The organism is Brachybacterium sp. Z12, from assembly GCF_014400405.1.
Lineage (GTDB): Bacteria > Actinomycetota > Actinomycetes > Actinomycetales > Dermabacteraceae > Brachybacterium.
Genome location: NZ_CP060496.1, coordinates 164,002 through 179,766 on the forward strand (window position 1 = coordinate 164,002; position 15,765 = coordinate 179,766).

At 71.8% G+C, this 15,765-nt stretch carries 16 protein-coding genes and 2 pseudogenes; 10 read left to right on the top strand and 8 right to left on the bottom strand.

Annotated features, from left to right (window positions below; all coding sequences use genetic code 11):
* Window positions 1-188: 188 nt before the first annotated feature.
* Both H3H54_RS00905 and H3H54_RS00910 read left to right on the top strand, forming a co-directional pair.
* Window positions 189-1,055 (top strand): sugar phosphate isomerase/epimerase, encoded by an 867-nt coding sequence (locus H3H54_RS00905; protein WP_262425141.1) that lies wholly within the window; start codon window positions 189-191, stop codon window positions 1,053-1,055.
* A gap of 49 nt (window positions 1,056-1,104) precedes the next feature.
* Window positions 1,105-1,932: a sulfite exporter TauE/SafE family protein gene (locus tag H3H54_RS00910; RefSeq protein WP_262425142.1), complete on the top strand. Its 828-nt coding sequence runs from the start codon at window positions 1,105-1,107 to the stop codon at window positions 1,930-1,932.
* Between the two features lie 24 nt (window positions 1,933-1,956).
* Here the strand turns inward: H3H54_RS00910 and H3H54_RS00915 are convergent, their stop codons facing one another.
* Together H3H54_RS00915 and H3H54_RS00920 are read right to left on the bottom strand one after the other, a co-directional pair.
* Window positions 1,957-2,928 (bottom strand): YafY family protein, encoded by a 972-nt coding sequence (locus H3H54_RS00915; protein ID WP_262425143.1) that lies wholly within the window; start codon window positions 2,926-2,928, stop codon window positions 1,957-1,959.
* A gap of 73 nt (window positions 2,929-3,001) precedes the next feature.
* Window positions 3,002-4,684 carry an AarF/ABC1/UbiB kinase family protein gene (locus H3H54_RS00920; RefSeq protein ID WP_262425144.1) on the bottom strand — a complete coding sequence of 561 codons (1,683 nt, stop codon included), beginning with the start codon at window positions 4,682-4,684 and terminating at the stop codon, window positions 3,002-3,004.
* A 149-nt stretch (window positions 4,685-4,833) separates the two neighbouring features.
* On the opposite strand from H3H54_RS00920, the gene H3H54_RS00925 reads away from it, so the two are divergent.
* Together H3H54_RS00925 and H3H54_RS00930 are read left to right on the top strand one after the other, a co-directional pair.
* Window positions 4,834-5,409, top strand: coding sequence for a DinB family protein (locus H3H54_RS00925; protein ID WP_262425145.1), 576 nt, complete (start codon window positions 4,834-4,836; stop codon window positions 5,407-5,409).
* 112 nt (window positions 5,410-5,521) lie between these two features.
* Window positions 5,522-6,139 carry a DinB family protein gene (locus tag H3H54_RS00930; protein ID WP_262425146.1) on the top strand — a complete coding sequence of 206 codons (618 nt, stop codon included), beginning with the start codon at window positions 5,522-5,524 and terminating at the stop codon, window positions 6,137-6,139.
* A gap of 100 nt (window positions 6,140-6,239) precedes the next feature.
* Here H3H54_RS00930 and H3H54_RS00935 read toward each other — a convergent pair whose 3' ends face one another.
* A complete protein-coding gene (locus H3H54_RS00935) occupies window positions 6,240-7,085 on the bottom strand; it encodes an ROK family protein (protein WP_262425147.1) in 846 nt (281 codons plus the stop codon).
* Window positions 7,058-7,354, bottom strand: a complete 297-nt coding sequence (locus H3H54_RS00940; RefSeq protein WP_262425148.1) for a winged helix-turn-helix transcriptional regulator — start codon at window positions 7,352-7,354, stop codon at window positions 7,058-7,060. The genes H3H54_RS00935 and H3H54_RS00940 overlap by 28 nt, the downstream gene beginning before the upstream one ends.
* Here H3H54_RS00940 and H3H54_RS00945 point away from each other — a divergent pair.
* Both H3H54_RS00945 and H3H54_RS00950 read left to right on the top strand, forming a co-directional pair.
* Window positions 7,326-7,745, top strand: coding sequence for a hypothetical protein (locus H3H54_RS00945; RefSeq protein ID WP_262425149.1), 420 nt, complete (start codon window positions 7,326-7,328; stop codon window positions 7,743-7,745). The two genes, H3H54_RS00940 and H3H54_RS00945, sit on opposite strands and share 29 nt — an antisense overlap.
* Before the next feature lie 55 nt (window positions 7,746-7,800).
* Entirely contained in the window at window positions 7,801-8,508 is a 708-nt protein-coding gene (locus tag H3H54_RS00950; protein WP_262425150.1) for a hypothetical protein, read from the top strand.
* An 18-nt stretch (window positions 8,509-8,526) separates the two neighbouring features.
* Here H3H54_RS00950 and H3H54_RS00955 read toward each other — a convergent pair whose 3' ends face one another.
* Together H3H54_RS00955 and H3H54_RS19340 are read right to left on the bottom strand one after the other, a co-directional pair.
* On the bottom strand, window positions 8,527-9,315 hold the full coding sequence (locus tag H3H54_RS00955) for a hypothetical protein (protein ID WP_262425151.1): 789 nt from the start codon (window positions 9,313-9,315) through the stop codon (window positions 8,527-8,529).
* Window positions 9,312-10,239: pseudogene (locus tag H3H54_RS19340) on the bottom strand (substrate-binding domain-containing protein); the annotation flags it as partial. The pseudogene H3H54_RS19340 and the gene H3H54_RS00955, both read right to left, overlap by 4 nt.
* Before the next feature lie 334 nt (window positions 10,240-10,573).
* On the opposite strand from H3H54_RS19340, the gene H3H54_RS00975 reads away from it, so the two are divergent.
* On the top strand, window positions 10,574-11,635 hold the full coding sequence (locus H3H54_RS00975) for a glycoside hydrolase family 6 protein (protein WP_262425153.1): 1,062 nt from the start codon (window positions 10,574-10,576) through the stop codon (window positions 11,633-11,635).
* 79 nt (window positions 11,636-11,714) lie between these two features.
* Here the strand turns inward: H3H54_RS00975 and H3H54_RS00980 are convergent, their stop codons facing one another.
* Window positions 11,715-12,551: an IclR family transcriptional regulator gene (locus tag H3H54_RS00980; protein WP_262426363.1), complete on the bottom strand. Its 837-nt coding sequence runs from the start codon at window positions 12,549-12,551 to the stop codon at window positions 11,715-11,717.
* Between the two features lie 122 nt (window positions 12,552-12,673).
* On the opposite strand from H3H54_RS00980, the gene manD reads away from it, so the two are divergent.
* On the top strand, window positions 12,674-13,912 hold the full coding sequence (gene manD / locus H3H54_RS00985; RefSeq protein ID WP_262425154.1) for a D-mannonate dehydratase ManD: 1,239 nt from the start codon (window positions 12,674-12,676) through the stop codon (window positions 13,910-13,912).
* A 30-nt stretch (window positions 13,913-13,942) separates the two neighbouring features.
* Here the strand turns inward: manD and H3H54_RS00990 are convergent, their stop codons facing one another.
* On the bottom strand, window positions 13,943-14,383 hold the full coding sequence (locus tag H3H54_RS00990) for a hypothetical protein (RefSeq protein ID WP_262425155.1): 441 nt from the start codon (window positions 14,381-14,383) through the stop codon (window positions 13,943-13,945).
* 332 nt (window positions 14,384-14,715) lie between these two features.
* Here H3H54_RS00990 and H3H54_RS00995 point away from each other — a divergent pair.
* Both H3H54_RS00995 and H3H54_RS01000 read left to right on the top strand, forming a co-directional pair.
* Window positions 14,716-15,278 (top strand): annotated as a pseudogene (locus H3H54_RS00995) (alkene reductase); the annotation flags it as partial.
* 79 nt (window positions 15,279-15,357) lie between these two features.
* Window positions 15,358-15,738, top strand: coding sequence for a hypothetical protein (locus H3H54_RS01000; protein ID WP_262425157.1), 381 nt, complete (start codon window positions 15,358-15,360; stop codon window positions 15,736-15,738).
* Window positions 15,739-15,765 lie beyond the last annotated feature (27 nt).

Here is a 15,765-nt window from a genome sequence, read left to right on the forward strand (position 1 = left end):
TGGGCCGGGTGCCGGCGCGAAGGCCAGGGCATGATCGGCGCCGGGATGGACGGCGCCGGCATGCACAGCACCCGCATGGACGCCACCGGGATGGACGCCACCGGCATGATCAGCGGAGCCTCGTCGTCCAGGCCGCGTCCCCGTACCTGCCCCCTCCCGCCTCGCCACCCCCTGACGAAGGAGCACCCATGTTCTCGACCCTCTCGCCCGGCGCCCTCGGGCTCGACCTCGACCACTCCCGCGCCGTCGACCTCGCGGCCGCCCACGGCTTCGGCGGCGTCGATCCCGACCTCGCCCACTTCCGCACCCTCGGACCCTCCGGCACCGCCGAGCACGCCGCCGAGGTCCGCGAAAAGGGCCTGCAGTGGGGGATGGCGGGCCTGCCCGTGCCCCTCGATGCTCCCGCCGCTGAGTTCCGCCAGGCGCTCGTGGACCTGCCGGCCGCTCTCGAGCTGCTGAAGGCCGCCGGTGTCACCCGCGTGGGCACCTGGATCCGCCCGATGCACCAGGAGCTCGACCACCGCCAGAACTGGCGCCTGCACCAGGGCCGCATCTCGCTCGTGGCCGCCCTGCTCGAGGACGCCGGGATCCGGCTGGGACTGGAGTACATCGGCCCGAAGACCCTCTGGTCCACACAACGCTTCCCCTTCATCCACTCCCTGCGCGAGGCCCGCGAGCTGATCGCTGAGACCGGCGCCGGGAACGTGGGGCTCATCCTCGACAGCTACCACTGGCACACCGCTGGGGAGGATGCCGCACAGCTGGACGGCCTGACCGACGCGGAGATCGTCTCTGTCGACCTCAACGACGCCCGCGCCGATCGCGAGCTCGACGAGCAGCAGGACCTCGACCGCCGCCTGCCCTTCGACACCGGCGTCATCGACCTCGACGGCTTCCTCCGCGCCGTCACGGCCGCGGGCTACACCGGCCCCGTGAAGATCGAGCCGTTCATGGCCTCCCTCGCCGAACGGCCCGTCGACGAGGTCCTCACCGAGATCTCCGGGCTCCTGGACCGGGCGATCACCGTCGGGGCCGACGCCGCCCGGGAGCGCTGAGCCGGACCGCCCCACCTGCCGCTGCAGCGCGCTGATAGGTTCACCCACCATGTCCGATCTCGCCGCGCTGATCCCTGCCCTGAGCTCGTCCGCCTGGCTCCTGGTGATCCTCGGTGCCCTGATCGTCGGCTTCTCCAAGACTGCCCTGCCCGGCGCCGGCACCATCGCGGTGGGACTCTTCGCCTTGGCCATGCCCGCGAAGGAATCCACCGCCGCGCTGCTGCTCCTGCTGATCGTGGGCGATATGACCGCGCTGTGGGTCTACCGCCGCGAACCGGACTGGCGCACGCTGATCAGGCTCTTGCCCAGCGCCATGATCGGCGTGGTGATCGGTGTGTTCTACTTCGCCCGCGTGGACGGCGATGGGGTGCGCCTGACCATCGGCCTGATCCTGCTGGTGCTGGTGATCGTCACCGTGGGCCGGCGCCGCCTCGCCCAGCGCCGCGAGGCCGCCGGCACCGCCGCGGGCAAGGAGCTGCCGCCCACCCGCGCCGCGGCCGCTGGATCGCAGCCCGGCGCCGCCGCGACCGCCCAGGGCATCGGCTACGGCCTGCTGGGTGGCTTCACCACCATGGTCGCCAACGCCGCCGGCCCCGTGATGTCGCTGTACTTCTACGCGATGCGGCTGCCGGTGCTGACCTTCCTGGGCACCTCCGCCTGGTACTTCGCGATCGTGAACCTCTTCAAGGTGCCGTTCTCCGCGGGCCTGGGCCTGATCACCCGCGACACCCTGGTGATGGACGCGATGCTGATCCCCGTGGTGCTGATCGGTGCCTACGCGGGGGCGAAGGTCGCTCGTCGCATCCCGCAGAAGGTGTTCGAGAACCTCATCCTGGCCCTCACCGTCGCCGCCGCGATCGGGCTGCTCGCCATGTGACGAGGCCGGCCTGCCACGCGGCTCTCAGTCGGGGCGGTCCTCGGCCGGTGCCCCGCGTGCCCGGCCCGCCCACCGGCCCAGCTCCTCGATCACCTCGAGCAGCTCGGGCGGATTGATCACCTCGATCGGGGCGCCGATCCACGCCAGGTACATCGCGACCCAGTGCAGCTCATCGGCGCCAGCGCGCAGGATGCAGGCATCCGGCCCGTCGGCCGTGACCGTTCCGGACCTCGCCGGGACGTGCGGTGCGACCTCCTCGAGCGGGGCGAGGATCCGCACCGTTGCCGCGCGGGTGTACCCACCCGCCGTGATCGACTCCCGCACCGCAGCCTCGATGTCCGGGGTGGGACGTTCGGCGATCGGGAAGGTTGAGGCGTGCACCGCGTGCATGCGGTCCAGGCGGAAGGTGCGCCAGTCTTCCCGTCCCAGGTCCCAGGCGAACAGGTACCAGCGGCCCTCCATCGACAGCACCCGGTACGGCTCGAGACGGCGCTCGCCGCGCTCGCCGTCGGCCCGCTCGTAGTCCACCCGCACCCGCACCCCGTCCCGCACCGCGGAGGCGAGCGTCATCAGCACCTCGGAGCGGGTGCCTGCGGCAGGGCGGGTGATCACGCCCATCGCCTCGGTGATCGCACCGACCTCCGCCCGCACCGGCGCGGGCAGGATCCGATCCAGCGCGGCCAGGGCCCGGAGTGCTTCCTCGTCCAGGCCGTCCACTCCGGAGGACGCCGCCAGTCGCAGCCCCACCGCCACTGCGACCGCTTCGTTCGAGCTCAGCAGCAGCGGTGGCAGCGCCCGGCCCGCGCCAAGCTGGTAGCCGCCGCCGTGCCCGGCCGAGGTGAGCACCGGGTAGCCCAGCTCCCGCAGCCGGTCCACGTCCCGCCGCACGGTCCGGGTGGTCACGGCCATCTCCGCGGCGAGCTCCGGCCCGGTCCACACCGTGCGCGACTGCAGCAGGGCGAGCAGCCGCAGCGCTCGAGTCGTCACGTTGCTCATGGGGACAGTCTGCCCGGCTTCGCGGACAGGACCTGTCCGCAGGTGTGCGAAAAGTGGCCGCCGCCTGACCCGCTCAGCGCCGGGTGAGGTTGCGGTGCACGAAGCGGCCAGCCCGTCGCGCGGGGCCGCCGCTCGCGGCGAGGTACGTGCCCAGCAGTGCGGCTGCTCCGCCGACGCCGAGCAGCGCGGGGCCGCGCAGCTGCGAGGGTCGTCCAGGGGCGGCGGAGATGAAGCTGCCGATGCCCACCAGCAGGGCGCTGAGGGTCATTCCCACGATCAGCCTGTCGGCGGTGCCCTCCAGGCGGGAGATGGCCCGGTCGAGGTCCTCGGCATGGATGCCGATGTCGATGCCGTGGGCCTCGTAGTCGTCCAGCAGCCGTGCCGCGCGGCCCGGCAGCTCGTGCCCGACGCGGAGCGCCTGCATCCCGGCGGAGCTGGCCCGTCGCAGGAGCGCCTCCGGGCTGAGCAGCTCGACGAGCGCCACCGGCATCACGCTCTGGAGCACCGTTCCCAGGTGGAAGTCGGGGTCCAGCACCACGGCGGTGGACTCGGTGAGCACCAGCATCCGCAGCATGGAGGACACCTCGGCGGGCAGCTGCAATCGGTGGTGGCGCAACAGCGCATAGATCTGTTCGACGACCCGTGAGACCGACACCTCGGCCAGCGGATGCCCGGAGATCGACTCGACCAGGGCCCCCACGTCCCGGGTGAGGCGCCGACGGTCGATCCCTCGGCGCGGGGGCGCCAGCCTCAGCAGCGAGGCGACTATGGCCTCCTCATCATGACGAGACATCGCCAGCAGCAGCCACAGCAGATCCTCACGGGCCGCGGGGTTGAGCCGGCCGACCATCCCGAAGTCGATGAGCCATATCGTGGAGTCCGCGGCGACGAAGAGGTTGCCCGGGTGTGGATCGGCGTGGAAGAACCCATCGACGAGCACCATCCGGATCAGGGCGTCGGTGGCGGTATGCGCGAGCGTCCGACGGTCCACGCCGGCGGCATCCAGCCCCACGGAATCGGTGATGTTCCGGCCGGTCACGAGTTCCTCGGTGAGCACCTCGGAGGTCGTCAGCTCCTCGACGACGAGTGGGATCCGTACGGCGGGATTCTCGGCCAGGTTCTGGCGGAACTGCTCGGCGTTCGCGGACTCGGTGCGGTAGTCGAGTTCCCCGAGCATCATCCGGTGGAAGGCGTCGACCAGGGCCTCGATGTCCACATCGCGCGCCAGTTCCCACTCGCGGGCGGCCAGCGAGGCCAGCTGTTTCATCACGTCCAGATCCGCCCTCACCTCGGCGGTGACCCCGGGCTTGCGCACCTTGACGATCACCTCGGTGCCGTCATGCAGGCGGGCCCGGTGGGCCTGGCCGATGGAGGCGGTGGCCAGCGGTGCCTCCGCGAAGCTCGGGTACAGCTCATGCGGGTCGGCGCCCAGCTCGCGACGGATCGAGGCGGCGATGGCCTCGTAGGGAACCGGGGTCGCGGAGTCCTGGAGCTTGGTCAGCTCGGCGATGTAGTCCGCTGGCAGCAGATCGCTGCGGGTCGACAGCATCTGGCCGAGCTTGACGAAGGTGGGGCCGAGCTCTTCCAGAGCGGTGCGCAGGCGCTCCGGCCCCATGGGCAGACGCTCCTCCGCGTGATGGTGGCGCAGCGCCTGCGGAAGGTGATCGCGCAGACCGATCTGGGCAGCGAGGGCAGAGAGGCCGTTGCGCGCCAGCACCTCGACGATCTGTCGGTAGCGTGCTGTGACGGAGGCCATGACCAGCATCCTAGTGGGGTGCTATCGAGGCAGCCGGGTGACTTCGCGGACAGCACTTGTCCGCATGGGGGCGAAGAGTGGGTCTCGAACCACCGGAGGGTCGCAGAGCACCGTGTCCCGGCCCCAAGCAGACGAGAGATGAGAGCACGATGCCTTTCCTCACCGCAGAGACCACCGACGAGCGCGACAGCCTCGCCACCTTCGCCCAGCAGCAGATCGACCAGATCGCCACGGCCCTCCACAGGCTCGACCGGGAACAGCTCGCCCAGATCCCCAGCGCCTCCGAGATGAGCTTGGGCGCCCTGGCACGGCACGTGCTGCTGATCTCCGAGCGTGCGGCAGAGTCCTTCCACGCCGCGCCGGACGCGCCCCCGGCGCCCGCCAGCACCCTGGATCAGCTCATGGCCGAGGGCACCATCTCCTCCGAGGCGCTGCGCGAGAAGGACACCGCCGACTCGCTGATCGAGCAGCTCCAACAGGCCGGTGCGGGGCTCGCCGCCGCGATCCGTGAGGTCGATCTGGAGACCAGGGGTCCCGTCCCCGACCAACCCTGGTTCGAGGGGCGCACGACGTGGAGCCTGCGGTGGCACGCCCTGCACCTGATCGAGGAGAACGCCCGCCACGCCGGCCATGCGGACATCCTGCGGGAGAGCATCGACGGCAAGACCGCCTACGAGCTCAACGCGCTCGCCGCAGGGGAGGGCTGGCCGCCCGCCGGCTGGTGACCCCTCCCGCTCCCTCGCGTCGCCCGCCGGCGCCGCCTCCCTGCTCCATCCCTCCCGTCGTACGGCTCCAGTCCTCACGCCTCGCTGCTCCAACCCTCACAGGAGAACCCTCATGACCAGCCCCGACATCACTCAGACCGACCAGCCCCGCGGTCTCGGCGGCGACCTGCCCACCGTCCTGCTCGACCAGATCGAGTTCCACGTCCGCGAGCACCTGCGGCCCCGCCTCGAGGGGCTCACCGACGAGGAGTACTTCTTCGATCCCGGCGGCTCCGGCCGGGCCTGGACCGTGCACCCTCGTGCGGCCGACGGCGAGCAACCACCCACCTCGCTCCAGGGCGGCTCGGGGCAGATGGCCATCGACTTCGAGTTCCCCGAACCGGACCCAGCGCCCCTGACCACCATCGCCTGGCGCTTGGGGCACCTCATCGTCGGCGTGCTCGCCATGCGCAACCATTCCCACCACGGAGGGCCGCCCGCGGACTACATGACCTGGGACTACGCTGCCACGGCCGCGGAGGCCCTCGCCCAGTTCGACGCCGAGTACAAGCGCTGGATCGACGGCGTGCGCGGCTGGGGCCAGGAGGAGCTCCAGCTCGCGGTCGGCGAGGCGGAGCACCACTGGGCTGACCACTCCCGAGCCACCCTCGTCGCCCACATCAACCGCGAGCTCATCCACCACCTCGCCGAGATCGCCCTGCTGCGGGACCTGTGGGCCCATCGCGGGTGAGGCCCGCGGCGCGGTGATCGTCCTAGGGCGTGGGTGGCGCTCGAGGAGGGTGTGATGTCGGCCCGGCCTGCAGTGTCGCTCCAACCTGCAGAGTGCGGCGTCAGACCGCCTGCGCAGGGAAGACCCCGCCCGCCGGCTCGCTGCGGGAGGCGCGGCCGGGGGTCATGAACGTCTGCAGCGCCAGCACCGCCGCGCCCACCGCGCACGGGTGCGGCTGGACCTGCGAGACCGACACCGACACCTCCGCGCCGAGATTGCGGGCGCGCGCGGTGAACAGGCGATCCATCGTCTCGCCCACCAGCACCGGCGCCGCCTGCATGCCAGGCCCCGAGAGCACCACCGCCCGGATCCCCAGCGCGCTGGTCGCCGACCACACCGCCTGCGCGACCGCCGAGACCGCGGCGACGAACACGTCCCGCGCCCGGGGCTCGCCGCGCGCGGCGGCCAGTGCGATCAGCACGACATCGCTGCTGAGGGAGGAGTCCGTGAGCCGCAGTCCCAGATCGTGCGCGAGATCGCCGGTGCGGGAGGCGCGCTCGATGATGGCGCGGGCCGAGGCGTACTGGTGCAGGCAGCCGCGGCCGCCGCATGCGCAGGGCGGCCCCTCGGGATCGATGCCCACGTGGTCCAGCGTGGCCGAGCTGCTCGGGCCGGGCTGGAGGGGCCGGCCGTCCTGCAGGATCGCCAGGCCCAGCCCCGCGTCCACGTGCACCGTCGCGCACAGACCGCTCTCAGGCTGTTCGCCGCTCCAGAAGCTGCCCAGCGCCGCGCAGGCCGGTGCGTTCGCGCTGATGAAGGGGATCTCCAGGCCCTCGGTGAGCTCACGCAGCAGCTCCGGACCGTGGTCACCGAACCCGTGAGGGATCGCCAGGCCGATTCCGGTGGCCGAGTGCGCCTGGCCCTCCGGGCGGATCATCGTCAGGGCCCGGTGCAGCGCCCTGCCCACCTCCGCCGGCTCGGGGAGGCGCCCAGCGGCACCGCGATCCGGGCGCGCAGCGCGCCGGTGAGGTCCACGCCGGCCAGCGAGAGCCGGTCCGCGTCGATCGTGCAGCCGATCGCCCAGCGGGCCTGATCGTTCAGTCGCAGCAGGGAGGCGCGCTTGCCGCCCTTGGATTGCGCGAATCCGGCCTCGCGCAGCAGGCCGGCGGCGAGCAGGCGCTTGACCGCGTAGGTGACCGTCGCCGGGGTGACCCCGAGCTCGCGGGAGATCTCCACCCGGCTGGTCTCGGAGCGTCGCCGCACGATCTCGAGGATCGACGTGGTGCTGGTGATGGCCTTCCCCGACCCCTCCGGACAGCTCGATGCGACCCTGGTGCCGGTGCTCGCCGGGCCGATGCTGATGTCCTTCACCGCCTCGCTGTTCTTCGCCCCCATCCAGCTGGAGATCCTGGACCTGTTCCCGCACCAGCGCGGCGCCGCAGCATCGCTGGGCACCTTCTTCACCCTGGTCATGAACGCCATGCTCTCCGGAGTGATCGCCCCGCTGATCACCCCGAACCTCACCGTGGTCGCGATCGCGGCGCTGATCGGCGTGGTTATCGGTGCGCTGCTGTGGGCCTGGCACCTGGCCGACCGCCGACGCCTGCTGGCCGACGCCCCGGTCTGAGATCCCGTTTCGGTGAACCCCCGCGCGGACCGCGCTCCTCGGGAGACCATGGAGCATGTCGTTCGATCTGGACCCCCTCGAGCTGCTGGCCGCCGTGCTGACCGCGGCGATGCTCGCGATCCCGCTCGCCTTCCCGCTCGCCGCCGGGATCATCACCGCCCCCGCCCGTGCCTGGAACCGCACCGGACTGGCGATGGGCGTGAGCCTGCTGCTGGGGGTGCTCCTGGCCGCCGGGAGCCTCTTCCTCGGCGCCGGCCCGCTGCAGCTGCTGGCCGGGATCGGAATGCTGCTGGGCCTGGGCTGCGCGATCGCCGCCGCCGTGATGATCGTGGTGCTCGATGACGGGACCGTGCTGTCCACGGTGCTGGGGATCCTCGCCTGCGTGCTGGTCGGTCTGGGCGAGCCGATCCAGACCGTGCCGACGATCTTCGGCCTGAGCTCCTCGCTGCTGGTGGTGATCGCCGCGGTGGTGGTCGAGGCGGTGGTGCTGGTCGCCCTGGTGGGCTTCCTGGTGGCCGTCGCCCGGCGGGTGCGGGCGCTGCAGATCGGCGTCGCCGCCGGAGGTGCCGTGGCCGCGCTGGTGCTCGGCGTCGCGGTGCTGCTGCATGTGATCGGCCTGGCCACCGACGCCTCGCCCCCGCACCTGCCGCTGCGTGCCACGCTCATCGCAGCGCTGGCCGCCTTCGTGATCGGCTCCGTGGTCGCGGGCGTGCTCGGCACGCTCACGGCGCGCCGGCAGCAGGCCCCCGCCGAGGAGGCCTGAGCCGGGCCGTCGCCCCGTTCAGCGGAGCGCTTCCACGCGCTCCCGCAGCGCCCGGAACCAGCGCAGCTCGTACGCGCTGCGGGGCATCGCGAGCGCCTGCTCGCACCACTGCAGCACCTGCTCACGCTCCCAGTGCCCCTCCCGGATCAGCCGCGGAACGAGGTGCCGGCCCAGGCTCAGTCCGGGCATCGTCTCGTCCCGCTGCGCGGCCGACGCCCCCGAGCGGCCCTCGACCGTGAACAGCAGCGGCAGCGTGGTCCCGATCAGCACCGGGTGCTGGTCGAGGTATCCGGAGAGGTCATGCTGCGCGATGAGCAGCAGCACTGCGCCGCGCTGGGTGGGCGGCGGGACCAGGCCCTGCTGCGCCCAGTCGAACATCGCCTCGACGCCGCGCAGCCGGTCCCAGGCCCTGGGGTTGCTGAGGAAGGCCTGCGACCACACCTCCACGAACACGTCGAGATGCTCGGGGAACAGCCGTGGGATGAGATCCCTCGCCACCGGCAGTTCAATCGGATGCACCCGCTTGGCCGCGATCTGCGCCTCGCGGGTGCCCAGCCTCGCCACGGTCGCGGCATCCCAGTGCGCCTGACGCAGCCTGCCCACCCAGCGCCCTTGAGGATCGCGGGCGCTGTCCGGGGACATGTCGATCGCGTCCGCGGCCTCCCGTAGCGCCGGCGTCCAGGCGCGCTTGCGCTGCGCGAGGGGCAGCGGCTCGAGTACCTCGAGCGCATCGAGCGGCCGACCGTTCCGCGCCGCGACCAGCAGTGCCTCGGCGGGCGAGGATGCACTCCCGGGCGTGCCCGTCACGGCGCCGACTCCCGGATGATCAGGCGGGTCGGCAGGATGAGCGGGCTCGTGGGCTCCCCGTCGATCAGCCGCACCAGCATGGTGGCGATCTCGTAGCCGAAGGAATGGAACGGCTGATGGACCGTCGTCAGGGGCGGATCGGACTGCTCGGCGAGGGGAGATCGTCGAAACCGACGACCGCCACGTCCTCGGGGACCGAGCGACCGTGGGCCTTCAGCGCGCGCAGGGCCCCCGCGGCCATACCGTCGGACGCGGCGAAGACGGCGTCGAGATCGGGGTGGGCGGCGAGGAGCCGTGCCATTGCCTCCTCCCCGCCGGTGAAGCTGAAATCGGACTCCTCGACGAGGTCCGCCCGCAGCCCGGCGACCGTCAGGGCGTCGGTGAACCCCGGTGCCGTGCGACCGAGGCCTCCAGGCCCATCGGCCCCGAGATCTCCGCTATGCGCCGACGGCCCGCTGCCACGAGGTGCTCGACCGCTCGGCGGGCTCCGCCGCGGTTGTCGACGTCGATGTAGTGCTCCGCCCGACCGTGCAGCGGACGACCGCCGAAGACGACCGGCACCGCGGAGTTGTCGGCGACCCGGACCAGCGGATCATCGCCCCGTGGTGCCATCATCATGACCCCGTCGGTATCCGGGGAGCGCAGCAGGCGCTCCAGGCGTTCCCGGCTGCTGAGGGATGAGGCCAGCATCAGGGTCAGGTCCAGCTCAGCCCGTGCCAGCACGGTGGTGATCCCGACGACCACCTGTGAGAAGAACGGGTCGCTGAAGAGCGCCGGCTCCTCGTCCACCACCGCCAGCACCACCGACCCGACCCGCCTCGTGGCGAGGGCGCGGGCGGAGGAGTTCGGGGCGTAGCCGAGCTCCTGCGCCGCCTGTCGGACCGCTTCGCGCTTGGCCGCGCTGACGTCCCGCGTGTTGTTCATCGCGCGGGAGGCCACCGTGCGGGAGACCCCGGCCCGGCGGGCCACGTCATCCAGGGTGGGCCGGCGCTGGGCAGTGCCTCCCCCGGTCCGCGCTCAGCGGATGCGCCGGGAGGCGGGGCGTCATCGGGAGAGGAGGGCATGACGAGGAGCCTACTGGGGCCGAAGCTCTCCCGAACGGCGTGTTGACGCCTCGCAATCCCTCGTGCATGATCAACCGGACGCAACCGGTAGGACACCGGAAGCGCATCCAGTCTCGCCGGTGCGACGAAGGCGCCGATCCAGGAGCCGACTGAGCGCAGAGGCTCAGCGGTTCACGACAGTGGAGGAACATCTCGTGAGAATCAGCCAGCGCCGAGCAGTGCTCGGTGCCGCCGCCGTCCTGACGATGTCGCTCGCCGCGTGCGGCGCGACCCAGGAGGCCACCGGCCCGGAAGTACCCGGGTCCGACGACGGCGTCGCCGCAGCCCCGGAGCCCGACGAGGTGCTCGAGTCCGACCAGGCCGACGCCCACGCCGCCCCCTCGCCGGGACAGCCGTTCTACGTCGATGCGGGCTCGACCCCGCTGCAGTGGGCAGAGGAGAACGACTCGGACCCCCGTGCAGAGGCGATCCGCACGGAGATCGCGGGTACGCCGATGGCGCGCTGGTTGGGGAACTGGACGGAGTCCCACGGCGACTCCGCCGAGGAGCTCACCTCGGCCGCCCATCAGCAGGGGCAGCTGCCGATCATGGTCGCGTACAACATCTCCGGGCGTGACGCCTGCGGCGGACACTCCGGGGGTGGCGCAGGATCCCCTGAGGCGTACAGCGCGTGGATCTCCGAGCTCGCCGGAGGGATCGGGGAGCGCCCTGCGCTGGTGGTCCTCGAGCCGGATGCGCTGGGTGACTACGAGTGCATGAGCGACTCACAGGTCGCCGAACGCGAGGGCATGCTGATCGGCGCCATCGGCGAGTTCGCCGAGCGGGCCCCGAACACCTGGACCTACCTCGATGCCGGCAACCCGGGATGGGTGGAGCCCGAACTCATGGCCGAGCGCCTCGACGCCGCAGGTCTGGAGGGCGCGCACGGCTTCTCCCTGAACGTCTCCAACTACCGCAGCACCGAGGACAACACCGCCTACGGGCAGGAGATCAACGCCGTCCTGGAGGAGCAGTACGGCTACACGAAGCCGTTCGTGATCGACACCAGTCGGAACGGACAGGGCCCCGACGACGCCGACTGGTGCAATCCGGCAGGACAGCAGATCGGCGAGCCCAGCCAGTGGGGTGATGCGGCGGAGATGCTCCTGTGGATCAAGACCCCCGGCGAGTCCGATGGGGACTGCGGCGTGGGCGAGGGGTCGGCGGCCGGGGACTTCCTGCCCGACGTCGCCTACGACCTGGTCCACGGTCCCTGATCCTCACATCACAGGGGCCTCCGGACGGTGGGTGCGCCACCGGACGGAGGCCGCACGGGCAGCGTCCCCGCTGGATCCCTCAGTGCAGCGGCGTCAGCTCGAATCCGCTCGGCGCCAGGCGCTCCAGCTCCTCCCGCAGCAGCGCCCCGACCTCGGCCCGACGTGCCTGGCCCATCCGCTCGATCGGGCCGGTCACGCTCACCGCCACCGAGCATCCGTCGCGGCGCGTCAGGGCCACGCCCACGCACGCGATCCCCGCCTCGTTCTCCTCGATCTCGGCCGACCACCCGCGCTCCGCCGCCGTCTCCACCACCTCGCCGAGATGCGCGAGCTCGACGGCGCCGCCCGCCTCGCCCGCCGGCGGCACGGTGGCCAGCGCGTAGGCCTCGAGCGCGGGGCCGCGCACCCCGTCGGCCGCGAGCATCGCACGCCCCATCGCCGTGCGCGCGGCCGGAGCGCGGCTGCCCACCCGTGACCACACCCGCAGCGTGCGCTCGGGCTCGACCTTGTCGAGGTAGAGCACGCGGGTGCCGTCCATCCGCCCCAGGTGCACCAGCTCCTGGGTGCGCTCGGAGATCGCCGCGAGCGCCGGCGCGAACAGGGTGGGCAGGTTCTCCCCGGCCCCGAAGGCGTGCGCGAGCTCGAGCGGTGCGTTGCCGAACCGGTAGCGCTGATCGAGCGCGGACTGCTCGGCGAAGCCGCGATGCATGAGCGCCCGCAGCAGGCGGTGCACGGAGGCCTTGTTCATCCCACCGGCCTCGGCGATGTCCCGCAGCGTCATCCCCTCGGGACCCGCGCCGGCGAGGATCTCCAGCAGTATCAGCGCCTTGTCGACGCTGCCGACGGGGAGGGCGTGCCATCCTGGCCAGGTGCGGAGAGGGGCATCGGGAGACCTTCTTCCTCGTCGGACGGCGATTGCCGGGCGGTGGCGGACGCCCCTAGACTCATCACGGAAAGCAGAACGCGCGTTCCATCATAGAAAACGCTGAGGGCCTCGTCGACGAGGTGCCCCGGTGCTCGCCCCGGAGGACTCCCCGCATGGCCATCGAACGCATCGACGTGAACGTCACCAGCCCCGGCCGCAACTTCGTGACCGTCATGGTCACCACCAGCGACGGAATCACCGGCCTCGGCGACGGCACCCTCAACGGGCGCGAGCTGGCGGTGGTCTCCTACCTGCGCGACCACGTCGCCCCCACCCTGATCGACCGCGACGAATCGCAGATCGAATCGATCTGGCAGTACCTCTACCGCGGCCCCTACTGGCGGCGCGGGCCGGTCACCATGAGCGCGATCGCCGCGATCGACATGGCGCTGTGGGACATCGCCGCGAAGAAGGCCGGGGAGCCGCTGTACAAGCTGCTCGGCGGCGCCTCCCGCACCGGCCTGCTCAGCTACGCCCACGCCTCCGGCACCACGATCGACAAGCTCAACGACGCGATCCGCGGCTACGTCGACCAGGGCTTCCAGGCCGTGCGCATCCAGGCCGGGGTGCCCGGGATGGACCAGATCTACGGCGTCCACGACTCCGAGCCCGGTGGCAAGTACGAGTACGAACCGGCTGGTCGCGCGGCCGCCGGCGCGGCGATGCGGCCGACGGAGGAGACCTGGGACACCCGTGCCTACCTCCGCCACCTGCCCACCGTGTTCGAGGGCGTGCGCGCCGAGTTCGGGCCGGAGCTGCGGCTCCTGCACGACGGCCATCACCGCATGAGCCCCATCGAGGCGGCGAAGCTCGCGAAGGACATCGAGCCCTACGACCCGTTCTGGCTCGAGGACTGCACACCCGGCGAGGACCAGGCAGTGCTGCGCCTGGTGCGCCAGCACTCGGTCACCCCGCTCGCGATCGGCGAGGTGTTCAACTCCGTCTACGACTATCAGACCCTGATCACCGAGCGACTGATCGACTACGTGCGCTCTTCGGCGACCCACGCCGGCGGCATCACCGGGCTGCGCCAGATCATGAGCTTCGCGGCGGTGTACGGCATCCGCTCCGGCTTCCACGGGCCTACGGACGTCTCCCCGGTGGGCATGGCTGCGAACCTGCACCTGGGCCTGGCGATCCACAACTTCGGGATCCAGGAGTACATGCCGCACTCGGAGACCACGAAGTCGGTGTTCCGCACCAGCTACCGCTTCGAGGACGGCCTGCTGCACCCGGGAGAGACCGCGGGCCTGGGCGTCGATCTCGACGAGGAGGCCGCGGCCGCGCACGAGTATCAGCCGGCGTACCTGCCGGTGAACCGCCTGCGGGACGGCTCCGTGCACGACTGGTGAGCGGCGCGGCCGCGCCTGCGACGACGAGGCTCAGGGTCGGGGCTCGGGCGCGGAGGTCGGGGAGGGCGCGGAGGGCTGCGCCGTCGCCGGAGCGCGCAGCTCCGAGACGGCACGCAGCACCAGGGCGGCGAAGAGCGCGCAGGCGGCGATCACGAGGCCCACGAGAGCGGGTGTCGCCGCAGGCGCGTGCCCGGCCCGTACAGCCCATCCGAGCAGCATCGTGCACAGCGAGAACAGTGCCGTTGCGGCGCCGAGCAGCGACAGCCACCGCCGCCGCAGGGCGAGGGCGGCGATGAGCACCGTGACCAGCGAAGCGAGGAACGCCTGCATCGGCAGGAAGCTGAACCCGTTGCTGGTGTCGAAGAGGGCGGGGTTCGCCCAGGACTCCAGGGTGGAGACATCGGTGCGCAGGGCGTCGCCGAACCACCACTGCCGCCAGGTGGGCAGTGCGAGCACGACGGTCGAGAGCATGCTCGCTGCGATCCCGAGCCACGTCAGCGCAGTGCCTACGTGATGAGCTCTTCCCATCGCGTGTCCCCTCCGTTCTCGGCGTCGGGCACCTCTCCACGGGGTGGAGCCCGGTGTCAGGATCGCATATGCGGTGGGGCGGGTCTGGGACCTGCATCATCGTGAGGAATAGGCGTGGAGAGCAGCTCGTTGGTGGGGGCGAGAGCTCTCGCCGCCGCGTGCGAGCGGGGGCGCCGAGGCCCGTCCCGGTCCCGCACCACCAAGGAGCAGTCCGCATGTCCGTCCTGATGACCCCGCTCGAGCTCGGCGAGCTCACCCTCCCCAACCGGATCGTGATGGCCCCGCTGACCCGCGCCCGCACCGGCGATCACCGCATCCCCGGGGAGCTGAACGCTGAGTACTACGCCCAGCGCGCAGGGGCCGGGCTGATCATCAGCGAAGCCACCTCCGTGAGCCCCCAGGGCGTGGGGTACCACGGCACCCCGGCATCTGGAACGACGAGCAGGTGGCGGGCTGGCGGAAGGTCACCGACGCGGTCCATGCCGCCGGCGGCAGGATCGTGCTGCAGCTGTGGCACGTGGGCCGGATCTCCGATCCCGAGCTCCTCGATGGTGAGCGGCCCGTCGCCCCGAGCGAGGTCACCCCTGCCGGGCGCGTGGCACGGCTGCGCCCCAAGCGCCCGTACGTCCAGCCCCGGGCGCTGGAGACCTCCGAGATCCCCGGCATCGTCGAGGACTTCCGACGCGGCGCCGAGAACGCGCAGCGGGCCGGCTTCGACGGGGTCGAGATCCACGGCGCGAACGGCTACCTGATCGACCAGTTCCTCCAGGACAGCACCAACCAGCGCACCGACCGGTACGGAGGATCCGTCGAGAACCGGGCGCGCTTCCTGCTCGAGATCACCGATGCGGTCACCAGCGTGTGGGGCCCCGGCCGGGTGGGCGTGCACCTGCGCCCCGCGCGGCGAGGAGCACGACATGGGCGACAGCGACCCCCGCGCGATCTTCGGCCACGTCGCCGAGGAGCTCGGGAAGCGGAAGGTCGCGTTCCTGTTCATCCGCGAGGTCGAGGAGGAGGACAGCCTCCTGTCCGAGATCCGCGGGCTGTTCGCCGGCCCCGTGATCGCCAATGACGAGATGGAGGCGGCCGACGGGGCACGGCTGATCGAGGCCGGCGCGGCGGACGCGGTCGCCTTCGGCCGCGACTACATCGCCACCCCGGACCTCGCCGAGCGCATCGCCGCCGGCGGCGCCCCGAACCCGCAGCACAAGCCCACCTTCTACCCGGACACGGGTGAGGCGCTTTCGGTCGGTTACACCGACTACCCGACGATGGCCGAGGCGCCCCTCAGCGTTTGAGCCGGGCCTGCGGCGAACCGGCCCGTC

Excerpts from the sequence above, each read along its gene's own strand:
- H3H54_RS00950 (WP_262425150.1), top strand. The coding sequence starts at position 7,801 with ATGTCGTTCGATCTGGACCCCCTCGAGCTGCTGGCCGCCGTGCTGACC.
- H3H54_RS01000 (WP_262425157.1), top strand. The coding sequence starts at position 15,358 with ATGGGCGACAGCGACCCCCGCGCGATCTTCGGCCACGTCGCCGAGGAG.
- H3H54_RS00920 (WP_262425144.1), bottom strand. The coding sequence starts at position 4,684 with ATGGCCTCCGTCACAGCACGCTACCGACAGATCGTCGAGGTGCTGGCG.
- H3H54_RS00930 (WP_262425146.1), top strand. The coding sequence starts at position 5,522 with ATGACCAGCCCCGACATCACTCAGACCGACCAGCCCCGCGGTCTCGGC.
- H3H54_RS00905 (WP_262425141.1), top strand. The coding sequence starts at position 189 with ATGTTCTCGACCCTCTCGCCCGGCGCCCTCGGGCTCGACCTCGACCAC.
- manD (WP_262425154.1), top strand. The coding sequence starts at position 12,674 with ATGGCCATCGAACGCATCGACGTGAACGTCACCAGCCCCGGCCGCAAC.
- H3H54_RS00915 (WP_262425143.1), bottom strand. The coding sequence starts at position 2,928 with ATGAGCAACGTGACGACTCGAGCGCTGCGGCTGCTCGCCCTGCTGCAG.
- H3H54_RS00910 (WP_262425142.1), top strand. The coding sequence starts at position 1,105 with ATGTCCGATCTCGCCGCGCTGATCCCTGCCCTGAGCTCGTCCGCCTGG.
- H3H54_RS00990 (WP_262425155.1), bottom strand. The coding sequence starts at position 14,383 with ATGCTCTCGACCGTCGTGCTCGCACTGCCCACCTGGCGGCAGTGGTGG.
- H3H54_RS00925 (WP_262425145.1), top strand. The coding sequence starts at position 4,834 with ATGCCTTTCCTCACCGCAGAGACCACCGACGAGCGCGACAGCCTCGCC.